The sequence below is a fragment of the Prochlorococcus sp. G4PB17 genome (genome assembly GCF_059772445.1).
On the sequence record NZ_CM186288.1, the window covers coordinates 830,916 to 849,170 of the forward strand.

The 18,255-nt window shown below is 36.5% G+C and carries 22 protein-coding genes; 9 read left to right on the forward strand and 13 right to left on the reverse strand.

What is annotated here, in order from left to right; genetic code table 11:
• Positions 1-16 precede the first annotated feature (16 nt).
• The 5 genes from argF to AC6EJB_RS05155 all read right to left on the reverse strand — a co-directional run bounded on the left by argF (position 17) and on the right by AC6EJB_RS05155 (position 4,808).
• Positions 17-973: an ornithine carbamoyltransferase gene (argF, locus tag AC6EJB_RS05135; RefSeq protein ID WP_498492687.1), complete on the reverse strand. Its 957-nt coding sequence runs from the start codon at positions 971-973 to the stop codon at positions 17-19.
• 55 nt (positions 974-1,028) lie between these two features.
• Positions 1,029-2,903, reverse strand: coding sequence for an ATP-dependent zinc metalloprotease FtsH (ftsH, locus tag AC6EJB_RS05140; protein WP_498492688.1), 1,875 nt, complete (start codon positions 2,901-2,903; stop codon positions 1,029-1,031).
• A 105-nt stretch (positions 2,904-3,008) separates the two neighbouring features.
• Positions 3,009-4,061 carry a bifunctional diaminohydroxyphosphoribosylaminopyrimidine deaminase/5-amino-6-(5-phosphoribosylamino)uracil reductase RibD gene (ribD, locus tag AC6EJB_RS05145; protein ID WP_498492690.1) on the reverse strand — a complete coding sequence of 351 codons (1,053 nt, stop codon included), beginning with the start codon at positions 4,059-4,061 and terminating at the stop codon, positions 3,009-3,011.
• A 44-nt stretch (positions 4,062-4,105) separates the two neighbouring features.
• Positions 4,106-4,600 carry a DUF3122 domain-containing protein gene (locus AC6EJB_RS05150; RefSeq protein ID WP_498492692.1) on the reverse strand — a complete coding sequence of 165 codons (495 nt, stop codon included), beginning with the start codon at positions 4,598-4,600 and terminating at the stop codon, positions 4,106-4,108.
• A complete protein-coding gene (locus tag AC6EJB_RS05155; protein WP_498492694.1) occupies positions 4,584-4,808 on the reverse strand; it encodes a DUF8678 family protein in 225 nt (74 codons plus the stop codon). Before AC6EJB_RS05155 ends, AC6EJB_RS05150 begins: the two co-directional genes overlap by 17 nt.
• A 161-nt stretch (positions 4,809-4,969) precedes the next feature.
• On the opposite strand from AC6EJB_RS05155, the gene cbiE reads away from it, so the two are divergent.
• The gene (gene cbiE / locus AC6EJB_RS05160) at positions 4,970-6,256 is read left to right on the forward strand and encodes a precorrin-6y C5,15-methyltransferase (decarboxylating) subunit CbiE (protein ID WP_498492696.1); all 1,287 of its coding nucleotides are present in this window, start codon (positions 4,970-4,972) and stop codon (positions 6,254-6,256) included.
• A 3-nt stretch (positions 6,257-6,259) separates the two neighbouring features.
• Here cbiE and AC6EJB_RS05165 read toward each other — a convergent pair whose 3' ends face one another.
• Positions 6,260-7,168 carry an NAD(+) kinase gene (locus AC6EJB_RS05165; protein WP_498492698.1) on the reverse strand — a complete coding sequence of 303 codons (909 nt, stop codon included), beginning with the start codon at positions 7,166-7,168 and terminating at the stop codon, positions 6,260-6,262.
• A gap of 96 nt (positions 7,169-7,264) precedes the next feature.
• Complete coding sequence (gene pheS, locus AC6EJB_RS05170) at positions 7,265-8,272, reverse strand: phenylalanine--tRNA ligase subunit alpha (RefSeq protein ID WP_498492700.1); 1,008 nt, start codon at positions 8,270-8,272, stop codon at positions 7,265-7,267.
• A 67-nt stretch (positions 8,273-8,339) separates the two neighbouring features.
• On the opposite strand from pheS, the gene surE reads away from it, so the two are divergent.
• A complete protein-coding gene (gene surE, locus AC6EJB_RS05175; RefSeq protein ID WP_498492702.1) occupies positions 8,340-9,128 on the forward strand; it encodes a 5'/3'-nucleotidase SurE in 789 nt (262 codons plus the stop codon).
• 3 nt (positions 9,129-9,131) lie between these two features.
• Here the strand turns inward: surE and AC6EJB_RS05180 are convergent, their stop codons facing one another.
• Positions 9,132-9,695 carry a DUF3611 family protein gene (locus tag AC6EJB_RS05180; RefSeq protein WP_498492704.1) on the reverse strand — a complete coding sequence of 188 codons (564 nt, stop codon included), beginning with the start codon at positions 9,693-9,695 and terminating at the stop codon, positions 9,132-9,134.
• 27 nt (positions 9,696-9,722) lie between these two features.
• On the opposite strand from AC6EJB_RS05180, the gene AC6EJB_RS05185 reads away from it, so the two are divergent.
• The 6 genes from AC6EJB_RS05185 to AC6EJB_RS05210 all read left to right on the forward strand — a co-directional run bounded on the left by AC6EJB_RS05185 (position 9,723) and on the right by AC6EJB_RS05210 (position 13,572).
• A complete protein-coding gene (locus tag AC6EJB_RS05185; protein ID WP_498492706.1) occupies positions 9,723-10,676 on the forward strand; it encodes a bifunctional riboflavin kinase/FAD synthetase in 954 nt (317 codons plus the stop codon).
• A 157-nt stretch (positions 10,677-10,833) separates the two neighbouring features.
• Complete coding sequence (locus tag AC6EJB_RS05190; RefSeq protein ID WP_498492708.1) at positions 10,834-11,880, forward strand: thiamine phosphate synthase; 1,047 nt, start codon at positions 10,834-10,836, stop codon at positions 11,878-11,880.
• On the forward strand, positions 11,877-12,095 hold the full coding sequence (gene thiS, locus AC6EJB_RS05195) for a sulfur carrier protein ThiS (RefSeq protein ID WP_498492710.1): 219 nt from the start codon (positions 11,877-11,879) through the stop codon (positions 12,093-12,095). Before AC6EJB_RS05190 ends, thiS begins: the two co-directional genes overlap by 4 nt.
• A gap of 19 nt (positions 12,096-12,114) precedes the next feature.
• Positions 12,115-13,077, forward strand: coding sequence for a DUF1517 domain-containing protein (locus tag AC6EJB_RS05200; protein WP_498492711.1), 963 nt, complete (start codon positions 12,115-12,117; stop codon positions 13,075-13,077).
• Positions 13,078-13,201: 124 nt separating this feature from the next.
• Positions 13,202-13,369, forward strand: a complete 168-nt coding sequence (locus AC6EJB_RS05205) for a DUF8633 family putative protein (RefSeq protein WP_156095773.1) — start codon at positions 13,202-13,204, stop codon at positions 13,367-13,369.
• Between the two features lie 65 nt (positions 13,370-13,434).
• Positions 13,435-13,572 (forward strand): hypothetical protein, encoded by a 138-nt coding sequence (locus tag AC6EJB_RS05210; protein ID WP_498492713.1) that lies wholly within the window; start codon positions 13,435-13,437, stop codon positions 13,570-13,572.
• Here AC6EJB_RS05210 and larB read toward each other — a convergent pair.
• From larB to era, 4 genes are read right to left on the reverse strand one after another with little or no spacing between them, the layout of a single operon-like run.
• On the reverse strand, positions 13,569-14,216 hold the full coding sequence (larB, locus tag AC6EJB_RS05215; protein WP_498492715.1) for a nickel pincer cofactor biosynthesis protein LarB: 648 nt from the start codon (positions 14,214-14,216) through the stop codon (positions 13,569-13,571). The two genes, AC6EJB_RS05210 and larB, sit on opposite strands and share 4 nt — an antisense overlap.
• A 2-nt stretch (positions 14,217-14,218) precedes the next feature.
• A complete protein-coding gene (locus tag AC6EJB_RS05220; protein ID WP_498492717.1) occupies positions 14,219-14,674 on the reverse strand; it encodes a TIGR03792 family protein in 456 nt (151 codons plus the stop codon).
• Positions 14,661-15,887, reverse strand: a complete 1,227-nt coding sequence (gene trmD, locus AC6EJB_RS05225; RefSeq protein WP_498492719.1) for a tRNA (guanosine(37)-N1)-methyltransferase TrmD — start codon at positions 15,885-15,887, stop codon at positions 14,661-14,663. The genes AC6EJB_RS05220 and trmD overlap by 14 nt, the downstream gene beginning before the upstream one ends.
• Positions 15,888-15,892: 5 nt before the next feature.
• Positions 15,893-16,834, reverse strand: coding sequence for a GTPase Era (gene era / locus AC6EJB_RS05230; RefSeq protein ID WP_498492721.1), 942 nt, complete (start codon positions 16,832-16,834; stop codon positions 15,893-15,895).
• A gap of 51 nt (positions 16,835-16,885) precedes the next feature.
• Here era and AC6EJB_RS05235 point away from each other — a divergent pair, with 51 nt between their 5' ends.
• Positions 16,886-17,398 (forward strand): sll1618 family protein, encoded by a 513-nt coding sequence (locus AC6EJB_RS05235; RefSeq protein WP_498492722.1) that lies wholly within the window; start codon positions 16,886-16,888, stop codon positions 17,396-17,398.
• Between the two features lie 44 nt (positions 17,399-17,442).
• On the opposite strand, the gene AC6EJB_RS05240 is transcribed toward AC6EJB_RS05235, so the two are convergent.
• Positions 17,443-18,180, reverse strand: coding sequence for a Bax inhibitor-1/YccA family protein (locus AC6EJB_RS05240; protein ID WP_498492724.1), 738 nt, complete (start codon positions 18,178-18,180; stop codon positions 17,443-17,445).
• Positions 18,181-18,255 lie beyond the last annotated feature (75 nt).

The following is an 18,255-nucleotide window of genomic DNA, read 5'->3' on the forward strand; positions in this document are numbered from 1 at the left end:
TCTCGTTATAGCAACCCTAAAGTCCTCCTAGTTGAGCAGCAAGCAATGCTTGCTGAATATGTAGACGATTCTCGGCTTGATCAAAAACACAACTGTTTTTGCTTTCCAAAACCTCGTCTGCAATTTCCTCACCTCTATGCGCTGGTAAACAATGCAAAAGAATTACTTGCTCATCGGCAAGTGCAACTAATTCCTTATCAACTCTATACTTTTCAAAAATTTCTTTTCTATTTAGATATTCTTCTTCTTGCCCCATTGAAGCCCAAACATCCGTGTAAATAACTTGAGCATTTTTGACAGCCTTTGTAGGGGAATTGCAAATAGAAATTTTCGAACCGAATTCAGAAAGAGATTTCGCCTTTTCTACAATTTCAGGATCAGTTTCAAAACCTTTTGGCGAGCAAATTGTGACATTAACTCCCAAAATTGTTCCACATATCATCAATGAATTTGCGACATTATTGCCATCCCCAATATAAGTAAGATTTATCCCTTTGATAGTCCCAAATTTTTCTTGAATAGTTAGATAATCAGCTAATGCCTGACAGGGATGTTCAAGGTCAGTCAAAGCATTAATTACTGGAATAGTAGACCAATCTGCATATTCATCGAGCTCTTCCTGAGAGAAAGTTCGAATTGCGAGGGCATCACAATAACGACTCAAAACTCTTGCGGTGTCTTTAATAGGTTCTCCCCTGCCCAGTTGTGTAACTTGAGGATTCAAATCTACAGTCTGACCTCCAAGTCTTGCCATTGCTACTTGAAAACTGACTCTTGTTCTTGTGGAGGCTTTTTTAAAAATTAAACCTAATACTCTATTTCCAAGATCTATTCTTCTATTTCCTATTTTGAGCTGTTTAGCCAACTCAAATAAGGAGAGAATCTGATTGTTTTTTAAATCAGCTGAAGAAAGAAAATTTGAGTTATTGAGGGTACTTAAGTTAGAAGCTAACCCTATAGATGCTGAAGCCATAAGAAAGCCTCAAATATCCTTTATCGGGGATAAAGGATATAAAAGTCAAGTCTTTTTAATTTAAAACTTTTTCAGGCATGACACTGCTCGATAACATCTCTTTAAGCTCATCTCCCTCTATAACTTCCTTCTCAAGGATTTTTTGAGAGATATCTTCCAATAATGAAAGATTATTCTTAAGAATGTTTAAAGCACTTTCATGCGCATCATCTACCAAACTTCTTACTTCTTTATCAATGGCCTGGGCAGTTGCATCACTTAATTCTCTTCTTGGATTGTTATTGCCCCCTAGGAATTGTCCCCCTCCCTGTTTGTCATATGCCAATGGTCCTAAAATATCACTCATACCATATGTTCCAACCATTTGCTCTGCTAAATCAGTAGCTCTTTGAAGATCATTTGATGCTCCAGTTGTAATTTTTCCAAAAATTATTTCTTCTGCAGATCTACCCCCTAGAAGAGTAGCTATTTGTCCTTGTAAATCTTCTTTTGAATTTAAAAATCTTTCCTCAGTAGGTAATTGAAGAGTATAACCTAGTGCACTCATTCCCCTTGGTACTATTGATATTTTTGCAACTTTGCTCCCTCCAGGCATTAAGTGTCCAACTATTGCATGGCCTACTTCATGATAAGCAACGATCTTTTTCTCATCATCTTGTAAAACTCTACTTTTTTTCTCCAATCCAGCTACTACTCTTTCAATTGCCTCATTAAGATCCTTTTGTTCAACTGAAGTTCTTTTTCCTCTTGCAGCTAGAAGAGCTGCTTCATTTACCATGTTGGCCAAATCAGCCCCAGCAAAACCACTTGTTGCCTGTGCAATACGTTCTAAATCAATTTCATTAGAAAGTTTTACCTTTTTGGTGTAAATCTCCAAAATTGTTTTTCTACCAGATAAATCAGGTCTATCGACGAGTACCTGTCTATCAAATCTGCCAGGACGTAGTAAGGCTGCGTCTAAGACTTCAGGTTGGTTAGTTGCAGCAAGGACAATAACTGGTTTGTCAGTTGAAGCAAATCCATCCATTTCAGTGAGAAGTTGGTTCAGAGTTTGTTCTCTCTCATCGTTTCCACCAACAACTCCCATTGAACCTGACCTACTTTTACCTATGGCATCAAGTTCATCTATAAAAATTATGCAAGGAGCTTTTTTCTTAGCTTGCTCGAACAAATCTCTTACTCTTGCTGCACCAGCACCAACGAATAGTTCAACAAATTCAGAGCCAGAAATGATAAAGAAAGGTACTTCAGCTTCACCTGCTACCGCTTTGGATAAGAGAGTCTTACCAGTTCCAGGAGGGCCTACTAGCAAAACACCTTTGGGAATTCTTGCGCCAATGTCGGTGTATCTTTGTGGCTTCTTGAGGAAATCAACTATTTCAGTAAGCTCATCTTTTGCTTCATCAACTCCTGCAACATCCTCGAAAGTAACTTTAGATTCATCATCAGGAACATATACTTTTGCCTTGCTTTTAGTAAAACTGAGTGCACCTTGAGCTCCCCCTCCACCCATACTTCTACGAGCGAAAAACTGCAAAACAAGTATAAAAATTAGAGGTGGTACAACCCAACTAAGAATAGTAGTAAATATGTTTGGCTTTTTAGGAGGTGCAGCTGCAAATTCTACCCCTTTTTTCTCCAATCTTTGAGGTAACTCCATATCAAAAATTGGAGTTGTTGCAAGTACTGACGGGGCGCCTTCTTCTGCTGTAGAAAGTTCGTATCTTATTTGATCTTGAGTTATGTACGCTCGTTTCACTTCTCCGTCATCTACTTGGTTAATAAAGAGGGAATAGGGAACTCTTGGAACTTGTGTATTTTGACTTGGGAAAAAACTACTAAAGAGTAGAAGTGCTCCAAAACCGATTAGAACTAAATTAATTATTCCAAAACGTCTATTTGGTTGATTTTCATCCTGTCGTATTGGCATTAGCAAATATTTAGTTGTCTCTAAGTTAAACAATTTTCATCCCAAATCGACTTGTTTAACTGGAGGGAGATCCGAACGAATATCTAATGCTAAAAAATTATCCCCCTAAAGAAGTAGTCTCCAACAAAGATCTTCTCCTTTTCGATCTAAAAAAAAATGTTGCAATTTGTAGGTAGAACTTATTGATTCAAATCCAAAGCTATTCAGAGGGCTCATTGCAGTCTTTCCTCCCAAGAGTTTTGGGGCGACAAAAACCACTAATTCCTGAACACAATTGGCCTCAATTGCACTTGTAGCTAATTGGGGGCCGCATTCCCAAAGTATTTTATTACAGCCTTTTTTCGCAAGCGCAATAAGTAATTCGGTTGGATCATTTGTATTCAATCTCAATTTCTCTGGACCATCTGGGAAATCAGTAAAGAAAGCTTCATCCCCCGCTGGTCCATAAGCAATTATTGTCTTTGCAATTTTTGTATCCCAAAGTTTTGCTGATTTAGGTAAATTCAATGACCTTGAGAAAATGACCCTTAAAGGTTCAAGATTAGATTTTCCCCTTGAAGTCAAAAGAGGATTATCTTTCCTAACTGTTCCTCCTCCAACAATTACTGCATCACATTTAGATCTGATTTGATGAACCGAATTCCTGGCAGGAACATCTGAAATCCACTTACTGCAACCATTGGGCAAGCCAATTCTTCCATCTAAGCTCATCGCCCATTTAAGAATTCCCCAAGGGCGACCATGACGAACTCGAAAACTAAATTCCCTATTAATGGATTCACATTCTTGAGTCAAAACACCCTCTATAACTTCAATTCCAGAGTCTCTTAATCTTGAAATTCCATTACCTGAAACTCTTGGATCAGGATCAACCATCCCAACAACAACTTTTTTTAACCCTGCTTTTATTATTGCTTCAGTACAGGGAGGGGTTAGACCTTGATGGCAGCAGGGCTCTAAGGTTACAACGATAGTTCCATCAACCGATTTATCTTTAGCTTGAGCAAGTGCTTCTATTTCTGCATGTGGTTTCCCTGCTCTTCTATGAAAACCCTCTCCAACAAGCCTACCATTAGCATCCAAAACAATTGCTCCCACAAGAGGGTTAGGACTAGTATTCCCTTCAGCTAACAAAGCCAGTTGGATTGCGCGTCTCATCCAAGGCACCCAAATTTTTTGATTCCAAGGCAAATTAATCATTTTTAGTCAGCCAATGATCTCCATTCACTTACCAAGTATGGCGGGATAGGTAAATCATTTATAAAGCCAGGCAATCTGAATCTTAGGGGTCTATTTTTGTCCAACTCAGCAATCAAAGTGCTTAGATCAAATTCTGCAGCAGAGTCATTCAAGGTTTCAGCTTTGATTTTATTGATTTTTGTTATGTCTTTCAGATCCCAAGTCTTTCTACCTGAGTTAACTTTCATGTTAGTTGGATGATCAATTCTTAATGATCCTGGATAACCCACAATTCTTAAAATTAAATTCTTAGCCTCTTTGGGACTTGGATAGACGATAATTTGCCAAGTTTGGTAATCCAAGTCTTTGAGGCTCTCTAAGCTTCTTTTTATCTCTTTTTTCTGATTATCTACAGTGAATTTTGAGTCTGCATAACTTTTAGTTACGCTAGTAAAAAAACAACAATAAATCAAAAGAAAAGAAATTATTAGACGAAATAAATTACGAAATCCTTCCATCACTAATGTCGTAATCTTCTGATTCAAGTAGTGCATCCAACGCTATTGCTGAGCGAACGAGTGACTGGTATTTCTTAATGATACGTTGATTACGTTCAACTATTTTGGAAGGAGCATATTTTTCTAAATGATTAGTAGAGTTTTCAAAGATTTGAACATCATCGTCCATAAGTTCTAAATCTTTTTGTTGCTTGATCAAAGCTATCAAAATTTCATGGAGTCGGGATCTTCTTGATAAGTGTTCATCGGCTTCATTTTTTTTAAGATTCACAAAACTTTCAAACTAGCTATTGAAGTTTTAGTTGATTTTCATCGAAAAAATAGTAAAGCTATAAAAAAGAAATTTTTCTAAGTCCATTTATTTAAACCATGCCTAATGAGTCAAAGCAGATTCACATAATAGGAATTGATACTTCAAATATTGAAAGTTTTTTTGAAGCTAAAAAAAACTCAATTTTTAAAGCTGAGAGAATCGCTGGTCCAAAAAGAATTTTAGATTCATTCAAAACTTGGTTGCAGGATAAAAACATAAAAAATCATAAGTTTGAATTCATTGCAACTGACAAACTAAATGAATTTATGGATATATTAAAAAAGGAAGAGAAAAGAACAATTATTTTTTCTGGTGGTGATCCTCTGTGGTTTGGAATTGGTAGATTATTAATTCAAAACATTCCTTTATCAAAACTTTATTTTGAACCTGCCGTTACATCTTTCCAACTGGCTTTTTCCAGACTTGGGAAACCTTGGCAAAATACAAAATGGATCAGTCTTCATGGACGAGACCCTCTTCCATTTGAAAAAGCAATTAAAAAGCTTCCTTCCTCACTAGTTGTTTTAACTGACTCATATAGAGGGGGGGCTAAAGAAGTTTATGAATTGCTTATCACACTGGGGCTTGAGAGGAAATATGAATTTTGGACTTTTGAAAGGCTTGGATATCAAAATGAAAGAATCTTAGAAATTAATTCAATTGAGGATTTACCAACTGATATAGATCCATTGCATCTTGTTATTCTTTTTGAGAAAGGAAAGCCGCTAATAAAATCAAAAAATTTACCCTTATTTGGAATTGATGATTCGGTTTTCCTTCAAAATAAAGATTGTCCTGGCTTGATGACAAAAAGAGAAGTTAGAGTTCAACTTCTTGCCGAGCTTAATCTTCCCAAAAAAGGAATAATTTGGGATATAGGTAGTGGTGTCGGGAGTATAGGCTTAGAAGCATTAAGGATATCCCCAAACTTAAAACTAGTGTCCATTGATAAAAGGATTGGAAGTAAAAATATTGTTGAAGAAAATGCTAGAAGGCTTAATGTTCGTCCATCTTTAATAATTGAAGATGAAGTATTAAATATATTTAAAGAAAAGAAAATCCCATATAATCTTTTACATCCAGATAGAGTGATTATAGGAGGCGGTGGATCAAGATCAGATTTAATTATTCAAGAAGTATTAAAGAAAATAAATGGTTTCTGTATTTTAATCATTCCTTTAATTTCGTTAAAATCTTTGTCAAAGTTAGAATCAATTTTGAAGCCTAAAGTTAACAAATTTTCTATAAGCCAACATCAATCATATCGGGGGATAAATATTGGAGATGATATAAGATTATCTCCTTTAAATCCTGTTTTTATTTTGAAAGGTGAAATTCAATAATCATTATGTTTTATCAGGTTTAGCAACGTGGGGTAGTCCCCAACCCAATTTATTTCTTAGAACTTGAAAGAACTCATGATCTGAAAGTCTAATGAACTTGACTGGATGATCACTTTTTCTGATTAAAACTCTATCCTCTGGCCATACATAACAGCCTGCACTACCGTCAACTACCATCATTAATCTTTCAGGTGTAGCAGGAAAAACTGTAACTGGCTCTTCATTACTAAAGACAAGAGCTCTTGATGCCAATGAGTGAGGAGATACAGGGGTAAGCTGCAAAACAGGACAATCAGGAGTAATTACTGGCCCCCCAGCACTGAGTGAATAAGCCGTTGAGCCAGTAGGAGTAGACAGAATCACACCATCAGCAGAAATATCGACAGGTGCATGCCTCCCAACAGAAATTTCAAAATGACACATGCTAGTCATAGGTTCTCTATGTAATGCCATTTCATTTAGGCAAAGGGCTTCCCATCTACATTGATCACCTCTCATAACACTTACTACTAGGCTTGTTCTCTCCTCAATATTCCATTGCCTTGCAATTAAATGTTTAAAGATTTTATCAATATCTGAAAGATAAGCTTCTGCTAAAAACCCTAAATGCCCTGTATTTACAGTGAGTATAGGGATGCCCAATGGTGCAGTTTGCCTTGCTGCAGATAAGACAGTCCCGTCCCCACCTAATACAACGGCAAACAAAATTGAAGAATCAAAGCCATCTGGAATACATGAGTTGTATCCTTGTGAACTCATGTATTGATCAGGATTAGTAAATCCTAATAAGCCTCCTGCGCTGCTAACTCTGACAACATCAAAACCAGACTCTTCTAGTTTCTTGTGAAAAGAGCTTGCTGTCTTAACAGCAAGCTCTTTTCCGTCATTAACGATCAGTCCTACTCGGGGCACCGATCATACATCACAAACTATCAATCAATATTAGCAATTAAACGTCAATAAATATTTATTTAATACAATTAAAAGTTAATTCAAAAATATCTAACTTTAAAATTGTTCTAAAAATCTGAGATCACTTGTATATAACTTTCTAATATCATCTAATCCATGACGAACCATGCAAAATCTTTCCACCCCAAGTCCAGCGGCAAAACCACTATATTTTTCTGGATCAATCCCTAATCCTTCTAGGACAGCAGGATCTACCATCCCGCAACCCATAACTTCTAACCATTTACCTCTCCATTGAACATCAACTTCTGCTGATGGCTCCGTAAATGGAAAATAACTAGCTCTGAATCGAATAGGAAGATCTCCAAAAAACGCTTTTAAAAAAGCCATTACTGTTCCTCTTAAATGACTAAAGTCAAGCTTTTCATCGATTGCTAAGACCTCAATCTGGTGGAAAACAGGAGAATGAGTAGCATCAACTGCATCTCTTCGATAAACCCTGCCAGGAGAAACAATTCTCACAGGAGGTTTTTTGTTTTCAAGGGAACGAATCTGAACAGGCGAAGTATGAGTTCTTAAAAGGTATTCACCTCCCAAATAAAAAGTATCTTGCATATCTCTTGCAGGATGGTCAGATGGAATGTTTAGTGCCTCAAAATTGTAGTAATCATTCTCTATCTCAGGCCCTTCAGAAACTTGATATCCAAGGCCTAAGAAAAGATCAATTATATCCTCAGTAGTTGTTATTAAGGGGTGTCTGTTTCCTTGAGAAACTCCGGTTGGAGGGGCTGTGACATCTATAGTTTCTTTTATTAGTATTTGATTAAGTGCTTGAGTTTTTAAATATTCAAGCTTTTCTTTTATTAATTCTTGCAGTTGACTTTTCAAAACATTCGCTCTTTGACCAATTAAAGGTCTCTCATCATTAGAAAGATTTCTCATCTCTCCCAATAAAATTGAGAGTTTTCCTTTTTTCCCAAGGAAACCCAACCTTAATTTCTCTATTGATTCAGAATTTTTAGCAGCTGCAATCTCTTTTGCAGCCTGGCTTTCCAAAATCTCAAGCTCATTAATGAGCTGTTTTAGGGAAAATGTTGAACTCAATGAATTCCAATAGCAATTACTAGCTTAATCGGCAATCAGTCCCAGTTCTATAACCAAAAGCTAAAAAATGAAACCATTGAGAATTTTAATAAGTAACGATGATGGAGTTTTTGCAGAAGGGATAAGAACACTTGCTGCATCAGCAGCAAGTAGAGGACATGAAGTAACTGTTGTTTGTCCAGATCAAGAAAGATCAGCAACTGGGCATGGATTGACTTTGCATTCTCCAATAAGAGCTGAAAGGGCAGATGAATTATTTGGAGAAGGTATTAAAGCATGGGGCTGTAGTGGCACTCCTGCCGACTGCGTAAAACTCGCTCTTAATGAACTTCTAGATCAAAAACCTGATTTGATACTTTCTGGAATTAATCATGGGCCTAATCTAGGTACTGATATTTTTTGCTCAGGAACTGTAGCGGCAGCACTAGAGGGAACTCTGGATGGAATTCCCTCTATAGCCGTAAGCATTGCCAGTTTTCAATGGAAAAGTTTTAGTTTTGCTGGGAAACTCGCCTTAGATATTGCAGAAAAAGCAATTAATCAACATTGGCCGAAAAATCTCTTACTAAATTTAAATATTCCACCTTGTGATGAAAAAAAGATGGGGGCTTTAGTTTGGACAAGACTTTCAATAAGACAATACGAGGAACAATTCATCCGTCGAGTAGATCCAAGAGGGAATACCTACTTTTGGATGGCTGGAGAAGCCGTCAAAGATCTTCAATCGGCCGGAGAAGGTCCTAAAGAATGGCCAAGTGATGTTTCACAAATAGCTTTTTGCTCCCCTTCGCTCACACCCATTCAACCAGATCTTTTTTGGCGAGGAGATTTAAATAATTTGCCAAAGCTGGAATAGAAGTTAGTTTTTCCTAAAAATTCTCTGTAATAACCACAGAGAAAAAATTAGCCCAATCAAGTGAGCGAACAAAACTTGAGTATTACTTAATACTGAGAGCATTTCTAAAGAAGTAATTGGATAATTTTCCATTGCCCTCATTCCTGCCCCGATTGAAATACCAGGGGCTTGCATTGACGCCTGAACAAATAAAGCGCCTGCCAAAGATTGATATCCTACCGAAGAAAACACTAATCCAACCAAATCGACAATCAAACCTCTCTTAAGCAATCGACTTGTTTCCCCTCTGCTTGGGCGAGCCTCACTATCAAGGGCTCTTCCAGTCTTTACAATCAACCAACCTTGCCAAAGACTAAATAGCAATAAGATAAAGGCCAATGTCGTAAGTGACAAACCGGGTCCTAAGCCCAATGCCCGCTCTGAGTTTCTAGCTAAACTACTTCCAACATTGTTGAACAACAAAACACCCACTACCACTACACCCAAAATTGTTTGAATCCAAAACCGAATCCACCCAATTCTTCTCAAACCCAAAGAAAGCAATTGAAAGTCTCGTTGATCTGCCATCACGATGAATAAGGCGATAAACCAAACTTGCCATCAAAGCACAAAAATTGCACGCTTATCTTGATCCCTCTCTGTGCCCCTAAAGATGCAAAGCTACCTACAGCACTGGCTTTAGGTAGTTTCGATGGCCTTCATATGGGTCACAAAAAAGTAATAAAAGCTATCTTAAAAGAACCAATTGGGATTCCAACAGTAGTCAGTTTCTGGCCTCATCCACGTGAAGTACTCTTCGGAGAATCAAGGTTAAGATTGGACTTACCCAGTGAAAAGACATTATTACTTAAGCCACTTGGAATAGAGCAATTAGTTTTAGTTCCATTTAATAAAACACTTGCATCTAAAAGTGCTGAAACCTTTGTAAATGAAATTCTCGTAAAAACACTTCAGGCGAAACATATAGCAGTTGGAGAAAATTTTCGATTTGGACGTAATAGAGAAGGTGACATTTTTACTTTAAAAAAAATCGGAGCATCACTAGGAATAAAAGTTTCTATCATTCCTATTCTTGAGGACCATAACGGACGATTGAGCAGTAGCAGAATAAGAAAAGCACTATCTGATGGAGATTTACAGCATGCAAAATATCTTTTAAACCGTCCTTATACCTTTAGAGGAACTGTAGAAAGAGGTAAAGGTTTAGGTAACAAAATTGGATGGCCAACTGCAAATTTAAAAATAGATGGACGAAAATTTCTTCCATCTTTGGGTGTTTATGCTGCCTGGGCTTCAATAGCAAATAAAAAAGAACGTTTCTATGCAGTTATGAATCTTGGCCCTCAACCTACGATTGATCCAAATTCTTCTTCAGCAGTAGAAGTTCACCTTCTAGACAAAAAAATCGATCTATTAGAAAAAGAATTAATTATTGAACCTATTCAAAGGATAAGACTTCAAAAAAGGTTTGAAAATATTGAAACTCTGAGCAAACAAATAAGTTCAGATGCAAAGTTGGCAAAAGAAATATTGATTAATAACCTTTAGATTTAAGAAATTGAGGGATAAGCATTTGATAATCCCCATACAACAAACAAGCCAATGCCTCCTAACAAAAACACGCCCCAAATAAGCACATTCATATTGTTTTCAGAATTATTTTCCACAATAAAATTTAAATACATACCATCTAATAAAGGATGACATGAAATCAATGTCTGTCACCCCTCCATCAGATAATCGTATTGCACAATTAATTGACGCGAACCTTGATCGAGCAAGAGAAGGGCTTCGAGTTATGGAAGATTGGTGCAGATTTGGTCTGAAGAGAAGTGATTTTTCAATTCAAATTAAAGATTGGAGACAACAGTTAGGAGTTCATCATCACAACATTTATCGAAAAGCAAGGCTCACATCCAATGACCCAGCCATGGGAGTTTCACATCCATTACAAAAAGTCAGGTCCACCCCATATGCTGTATTCATTGCAAACTCATCAAGGGTTCAAGAAGCCTTGAGAGTAATAGAAGAATTTACTCGAATAACAGATCCGAAGCTTTGTGAAATCGCCAGCAAAATCAGATACGAGACTTATGCAATAGAGATAAAAGTACTTAACATGACTGAAGGTATAAATAAAAGGCAAACTCTAAAAGATTGTTCCTTATATTTAATAACTAAAAATAGTAGAGACCTCGAGGATATTGTTCTTCAGGCTCTAAAAGCGGGTGTAAAAATAGTCCAATACAGAGAGAAACTTTTACACGATAAGGAAAAAATTTTACAAGCAAAATGCCTAGCCTCTCTTTGTAAAAAATTTAGTTCTCTATTTATAGTCAATGATCGCATCGATATCGCACTTGCTGTTGACGCTGATGGGATTCATTTAGGACAAGAAGACATACCACCAAAAATTGCAAGAGAACTTTTAGGGGCTGAAAAGATTATTGGCCGAAGCACACACTGTCTTGAAGACATAAAAAATGCCGAAGTAGACGGCTGTGATTATATTGGCATAGGACCGATATTTCCCTCAAAAACAAAAAAGAAACTAAATCCTATTGGAATTAACTACCTTAAAAAGGGATTAAAGGAAACTCTCCTACCAGCTTTTGCTATTGGGGGAATCAATAGCTCAAATTTCAATGAATTAAACAATATAAATAATCTACGTATAGCCGTTTCTGATGCAATCATTAATTCAACTAATCCCCACAAGACAACTCAAGAGCTTCTCCAATTTCTAACATGAAATTAAAAATCAACGGTGAAATTAAAACTATTGACAACTCTAATGAAGATTTTCCACTGGAAGATTTACTTGAACACTTAGGTTACAAACCTCAATTAGTTGTAGTTGAGTTAAATGGAGAAATAATTAGCCCAAAAGTTTGGACAACTACAAAAGTAAAAGATGATGATTGCTTAGAGGTTGTGACAATTGTTGGTGGAGGCTCCTACAGTTAATTAAATCTGTCATAAATAGGTGTTCAAACTTACTCGCTTTAATTGGTTGATTAGAAAACGTTTTTTTTATTTTCTAGTTATTTCTTCAATAATTTCCTCTTTTATATTTATTAATCCCAACCCGGCGTCAGCAGCCAGTGGAGGACGTATCGGTGGTGGAAGTTTTCAGTCACCGGCACCACGAAGCCAAAATTACGGAGGCTATGGAGGCAATAACTTTCGAGGCTATGGCAGTGGATACAGAGGAGGTGGTATTGGTTTTCCTTTCTTATTACCAATATTTGGCTTTGGTGGTGGTGGGATTTTTGGGTTTTTAATACTTATGTCAATCGTTGGTGTGATTGTTAATTCATTTAAAAACTCTTCAAATTTTTTCAACTCAAGCAATAACTCAATAGTTTCTCAATCGGCAAACCCATCCAAAGTTTCTTTAATACAGTTTCAGATTGGTTTACTTGCAAGTGCAAAAGAGATTCAAATGAAGCTTAGGGAACTTGCTTCCTCTTCCAATACTTCAACCTCATCTGGTCTTCAAAGGGTCCTTCAAGACACAACACTCTCCTTACTAAGGAAGCCTGAATTATGGGTCTATTCAAATGTAGAAACAGGCTCTGTTCCTTTTGCCTCCGCAGAATCAACATTTAATCGAATCTCAATAACTGAAAGAAGCAAGTTAAAAGCTGAACTCACATCAAACTATTCCGGTCAAATATCTACATCAACAAATAAAGAATCAAATCCTGGTGATTCAGATTCAACAAATGAATACATCGCGATAACGATTTTAGTCGCAGCAAAAAAGGATTTAAGGCTAAACAACTCCGCAAACAACGAACAAATCACAGAGGCATTGAGACTCTTAGGATCAATATCATCAAATGACTTAATCGCTTTAGAAGTTATCTGGCAGCCTGATGGAGAAGGAGAGACACTGAGAGAGGAAGAGCTAATAACTCAATACCCAAATCTTAAACATTTATAAAGTCAGTGTCCTAAGCGACCAAAAACCTAATTTCTTTATATTTTTTTCATCTTATTTACGTAAAGAAGAGTCAAAAAATATACAAATACGAGTTAGCATTCCATGACAGTTATTTAAAATAGAAGTGTCGGCTTCTTCGCAACCAGAACCTCGTTCAATGAAATGGGAAAGCTCAGGTGAGCTAGCTCAAAGAGATTTATCAGAATTAGTCACTCGTCTTCTTGATGTTGAATCGAGCAACAATAGTGACGAGCTAACAAGACTTAGTAGCAAATATGACGAAGAATCTTAAAACTATAAATACCCCCTTGCGCTCCTAAATTAAATAGCTCAATTTAGGATAAAGAAGATAGTTTAATGAGACGCAAGACTATTCAATGGATAAACACCCCGGTTATTACTGAAGCGATATTTCGTTATGAGAGAGGACTACTACCTAATTCGATGAAATTGTGGTTAGAACAAGTTCTAGAAATAGATTCAAATAAAGTTTAAGCCGATAAAATTCTAATAGCAGCCATTGCTGCACCATAGCCATTATCAATATTCACTACTAGTAATCCTGGGGCACAACTAGCAAGCATTCCTTCCATAGCTGTTTTACCACCACCACTAATCCCATATCCAACTGAAACTGGAAGTCCAATAATTGGCTGCGGAATTAATCCAGCGAGTACCGTAGGCAAAGCCCCCTCCATTCCAGCACACGCAATAACTACTTTTGCTGATTTTATTTCCTCTATCCTATCCAGAAGCCTGTGAAGTCCTGCGACACCAACATCAATCAACAATTTAGTCTTTATTCCATGCAGATTTAAAGCTATTTCTGCTTCCGAGGCCACTACTACATCACTTGTTCCTCCAGTTAAGATGATTACTTCTCCCTCTGAAGAATTACATTCCTTAAACTCTCCCATAGTTAAACAACCAGCTATTTCATGAAACTCTGCCGAAGGAAATTCAACTAAAAGTTTTTCTCCTTTATCTTTTGAAAGTCTTGTCACCAAAGCAGTTTCAGATTTAAATTGATATTTTTTCAATATTTCAGAAATTTGTTCAATTGTTTTATGCTCCCCCCAAATAGCTTCAATAACACCAAGTCGACTTCGCCTCTGAAAATCAATAATTGATTGATTCATTTTTACTCTGGATTTAATTCCCCTTCAAAAATCAACGGGAAAGGATTTCCACTAGTTGCTCCTGTTTCCTCTCTGGCAATCATTTCGAAATCCTGCTGAACATCATTTATTTCTACCTGAGAGATGTTTTTCCAAACTGCTCTTGACTCCCAACCAATCAATAAAGTTGCTTCTTCATTTTTTGGATCCCAAAAAAGTTGGCGTCCTAAAAAACCATTTTGTTTCAACAACCATGGCTCCCAACTTCCTTGTTCGGCTTTTAACCAAGCATGTTTAAATTTTTTCGGTACATCAAGCTTAAGGTGCTCGACAATAGATTCCTTTGGGAAATTCACTTTCAATAAAGACTCAGCTTGAATATTTTTGACATTTCCAAAAATAGTAGAAAGAAAAATCAAACCAAGAAAAAGAAACTTACATATTTTTTCGGTAAAGTTTTTATTTCTATGTATTTTCATTTCTTTTCATCAGAACAACTGCATGACAACATATACCTTCCTCTCTTCCTTCAGCACCTAATTTCTCATTTGTAGTTGCTTTAACTCCTACATCATCAATTTCAACTCCTATTTTCTTAGATATTTTCTCCTTCATCAAGTTAATGTAAGGTTTTAATTTTGGTCTTTCAGCAACAATAACTGAATCAATATTTTGAATTTGCCAACCTTTCTCCTCAATTAATTCCATTACCTTTTCAAGAAGAATCAAACTATCCGCATTTTTCCATTTCGGGTCATCTGGAGGGAAGTACTTCCCAATATCACCCAAAGATAATGCCCCTAAAATGGCATCCATAATTGCATGAGTAAGAACATCTGCATCACTATGCCCATCAAGACCTAAACCTTCAGGATGATTTAACTTTATGCCTCCAAGTATCAAAGGGCGACCAGGAACCAATCTGTGCATGTCATAACCGTTGCCTATTCGCAAACTCACTTCTGTTTTAAAAAATGAACTTCTTTTATCGAATGATAATTGGTCAAGTCTCCAAAGTTCGAACAAATCAGGTCTACGGGCCTGAGTTCTGATTTCTCTTTGCTTCTGCCTCCATTCTCTAATTAATTTATGGTTACCACTTAGTAGTACATCAGGAACTTTCATGCCTTTGAATTCTGAAGGTCGTGTGTACTGCGGATGCTCTAAAAGAAAATCATTATGACTTTCTTCTTCCAATGATTCGGCACTACCTAAAGTTCCAGGCAAAAGACGTACTACTCCATTAATCACAGTTATTGCAGGGATTTCTCCACCGGTAAGAACAAAGTCTCCAATTGAAATTTCCTCATCGGCCAGAGACCTAATCCTTTCATCAAACCCCTCATAGCTACCACATATCAATATGAGTTGATCTTCTCTTGACCATCTAGACAAATCAGATTGAGCTATTTTTCTACCTTGTGGAGTCATCAAAAGTATTCTTTTTTTATTGAGCTTTGGAATTTGATCAAATATCGAAAAAAAAGGTTCGGGTTTCAAAACCATGCCGGCGCCTCCACCATATGGTTCATCATCAACTTTTCGATAATTATCTATTGCATGATCACGAGGATTGTGTATATGAATTGATGCAATCTTCTCTTCAAATGCCTTTTTTATAAGTCCATGATTAAAAAAATTTCTAAAGGCTTCTGGGAAAAGGCTTACGACATCGAATCTGAATTTACTCATATGAATTAACTCCCTTCATAACCAAACTCATTAAGCCTAGAAGATTTACTTCTCCAGTCAGGAACAACTTTAACAAACAACTCTAAATACACATTTCCATTAATTAAAGTTTGAATTTGAAGTCTTGATTCCTGGCCAATTTTCTTCAACATACTTCCCCCTTTACCAATTAAAATTCCTTTCTGACTTCTTTTCTCAACACAAATAGTTGCAAGAATTCCTGTTCTTGAATTCTCTTTAGATTTTTTTTTCGAGGGGATATCTTCAATTTTATCAATAGATACTGCAACACTATGAGGGACCTCTTCGCGTGTATTGATTAACACTTGTTCTCTTATAAATTCAGCCATTAAAAACTTCTCAGGATGGTCACAAGTCATATAACTTGGATACAACTGAGGTCCCAAAGGTAGTATTTCTTCTATTTCATTAATCAATTCAGTACATCCCTGTCCTGTAAGAGCACTACAACAAAAAACCGGCCAATTTGTACCTTCAAAAAAGTCTAAATATTCTTTCTTCCTTTCTTTAAATTGACTCAACTTAACAAGATCCCACTTATTCAAGGCAACAATCACTGGTATTTGTAAATTTCTAATCAAATTCAAAATAAATTTATCACCCCTACCCGGAGAATGATTGGCTTCAAAAATAACTAAAACTGCATCTACCTCTCCAATAGAACTTTTGGCGCTCTGAACAAGTCTTTCACCTAATAAATGATGGGGTTTATGAATACCAGGAGTATCTACAAAAATAATTTGAGATGTTTCATTACTTAGTATTCCTTTTAATCGATTTCTAGTGGTTTGAGCGATGGGTGATGTAATTGCTATTTTCTCGCCTATAAATTTATTTAAGAAAGTTGATTTACCAACATTGGGTCTACCTATTAATGCAATAAATCCTGACTTAAAATCCTCATTCTTTAAATCTCCTAAAGACATTTTCTTTTTCTACGATTATCTATAGCCTTACTCTAAAAGAGCAATAAAACCATGAATGAGCAGAAACCAACTTTTAAAGAAGCTATGCAAGCTTCAATGATTTGGTGCAAAAGTTGGGAAAATGATGAAATAAGTGACGAAGTTATTTCTGATCGCATTGGAGAGCTTATTAAAACAGTAGATGGTGCAAGAGGATTTTTTGTTGTAAGTCTCTCAATAGATTCCCCTTTAATGGATAGATTTCCTGATGCATTAATTTTTCAATTAAGAAGTTCTGGAGAAATTGTTATTGACTTAATCGTAAAGAATCTTGCCATGAGTTCAGCGATGATAATTACACATCGAAAAAATAAAGATCCACAGGAAACCCAATCAGAAAGAATAAAAATTCGGTGCATTGAATTGCTTAAGTTGTTAGATTCTACTCAAGTAAAAAAACGTCTTGATGTTTTACTAGAAGCGACAAAAGGGAGTGGAACGGACTTGGAGTTTATTAATAAATGGGGGTATAACGATGAACAAATCAATGCAATTTCAGAAAGTATTTATGAAATTGCAACATAAAAAAAGAGCCTTGCGGCTCTTTTTTTATGTTTAAAGTATTAATTTCAGTCTCTTCTGCCACCACCTTGGAGAGCAATAATAAGACGAAGTACAAAAACAAATAAATTTATGTAAGTTAAGTACATTCCCAAAGCTCCAGCCAAATACTGTTCATCGTTGTATCTTCTTGGCATTGTGTAGAAATCTACAAAAGACATAGCAACAAAAAGTACAGTTCCAAAGCCAGCTATCATCAATTCAAAGCCACTGCCTCCAAACATCCCTGGAGCAAATAAACCACCAATAAACTGGAATAGCATTGCAATAATCAAACCAAGCAATCCAAGACCCACTGCGCCTTGCAAAGCTTGACCGACGTTATCACTCATTTTTCTACCTACAGAAGATGCGATCACGAAAGTGATTCCTGTAGCAAATACAGCTGTTCCTATCGCACCCATTCCTGCAACTTGAATTGCTAATCCAACAATCCCACTCAAAGTAAATCCAGTTAGCAGGCTGAACCCAGTCAATAGTGGGAGAGCTTTGGAATTATTAGCATTGTTAGCAGCGCTGCTTGCCATGAAAAATAGGACTATTTCTGCAATAAATGCAACTATAAATAATGGTCCAAAAAGAGGATTATTAGTTGCTTGTAAAGAAAGTCCACCCAATACACCTAATCCGGTTAATGCCATTCCGCCGCCTACATAAGGCAAGGCTTTATTAACAACATTTGGGCCGATAAGTGCACTTGATTGTGCTTCACGAATAGCTTGTTGAAAATTGCTGTTTGCTGGCATAACGCACCAGATAATTAATAACTATTATTTTGACACAAAAAAAATAAGTCTTCATGAATGTGAATGCGGATCACC

What these genes read in the sequence shown, in the direction of transcription:
- ribD (WP_498492690.1), bottom strand. Translation starts at nt 4,061, where the DNA reads ATGAGACGCGCAATCCAACTGGCTTTGTTAGCTGAAGGGAATACTAGT.
- cbiE (WP_498492696.1), top strand. Translation starts at nt 4,970, where the DNA reads ATGCCTAATGAGTCAAAGCAGATTCACATAATAGGAATTGATACTTCA.
- AC6EJB_RS05150 (WP_498492692.1), bottom strand. Translation starts at nt 4,600, where the DNA reads ATGGAAGGATTTCGTAATTTATTTCGTCTAATAATTTCTTTTCTTTTG.
- AC6EJB_RS05220 (WP_498492717.1), bottom strand. Translation starts at nt 14,674, where the DNA reads ATGAAAATACATAGAAATAAAAACTTTACCGAAAAAATATGTAAGTTT.
- trmD (WP_498492719.1), bottom strand. Translation starts at nt 15,887, where the DNA reads ATGAGTAAATTCAGATTCGATGTCGTAAGCCTTTTCCCAGAAGCCTTT.
- AC6EJB_RS05235 (WP_498492722.1), top strand. Translation starts at nt 16,886, where the DNA reads ATGAATGAGCAGAAACCAACTTTTAAAGAAGCTATGCAAGCTTCAATG.
- larB (WP_498492715.1), bottom strand. Translation starts at nt 14,216, where the DNA reads ATGAATCAATCAATTATTGATTTTCAGAGGCGAAGTCGACTTGGTGTT.
- surE (WP_498492702.1), top strand. Translation starts at nt 8,340, where the DNA reads ATGAAACCATTGAGAATTTTAATAAGTAACGATGATGGAGTTTTTGCA.
- era (WP_498492721.1), bottom strand. Translation starts at nt 16,834, where the DNA reads ATGTCTTTAGGAGATTTAAAGAATGAGGATTTTAAGTCAGGATTTATT.
- argF (WP_498492687.1), bottom strand. Translation starts at nt 973, where the DNA reads ATGGCTTCAGCATCTATAGGGTTAGCTTCTAACTTAAGTACCCTCAAT.
- AC6EJB_RS05210 (WP_498492713.1), top strand. Translation starts at nt 13,435, where the DNA reads ATGAGACGCAAGACTATTCAATGGATAAACACCCCGGTTATTACTGAA.
- AC6EJB_RS05240 (WP_498492724.1), bottom strand. Translation starts at nt 18,180, where the DNA reads ATGCCAGCAAACAGCAATTTTCAACAAGCTATTCGTGAAGCACAATCA.
- AC6EJB_RS05180 (WP_498492704.1), bottom strand. Translation starts at nt 9,695, where the DNA reads ATGGCAGATCAACGAGACTTTCAATTGCTTTCTTTGGGTTTGAGAAGA.
- ftsH (WP_498492688.1), bottom strand. Translation starts at nt 2,903, where the DNA reads ATGCCAATACGACAGGATGAAAATCAACCAAATAGACGTTTTGGAATA.
- thiS (WP_498492710.1), top strand. Translation starts at nt 11,877, where the DNA reads ATGAAATTAAAAATCAACGGTGAAATTAAAACTATTGACAACTCTAAT.
- AC6EJB_RS05190 (WP_498492708.1), top strand. Translation starts at nt 10,834, where the DNA reads ATGAAATCAATGTCTGTCACCCCTCCATCAGATAATCGTATTGCACAA.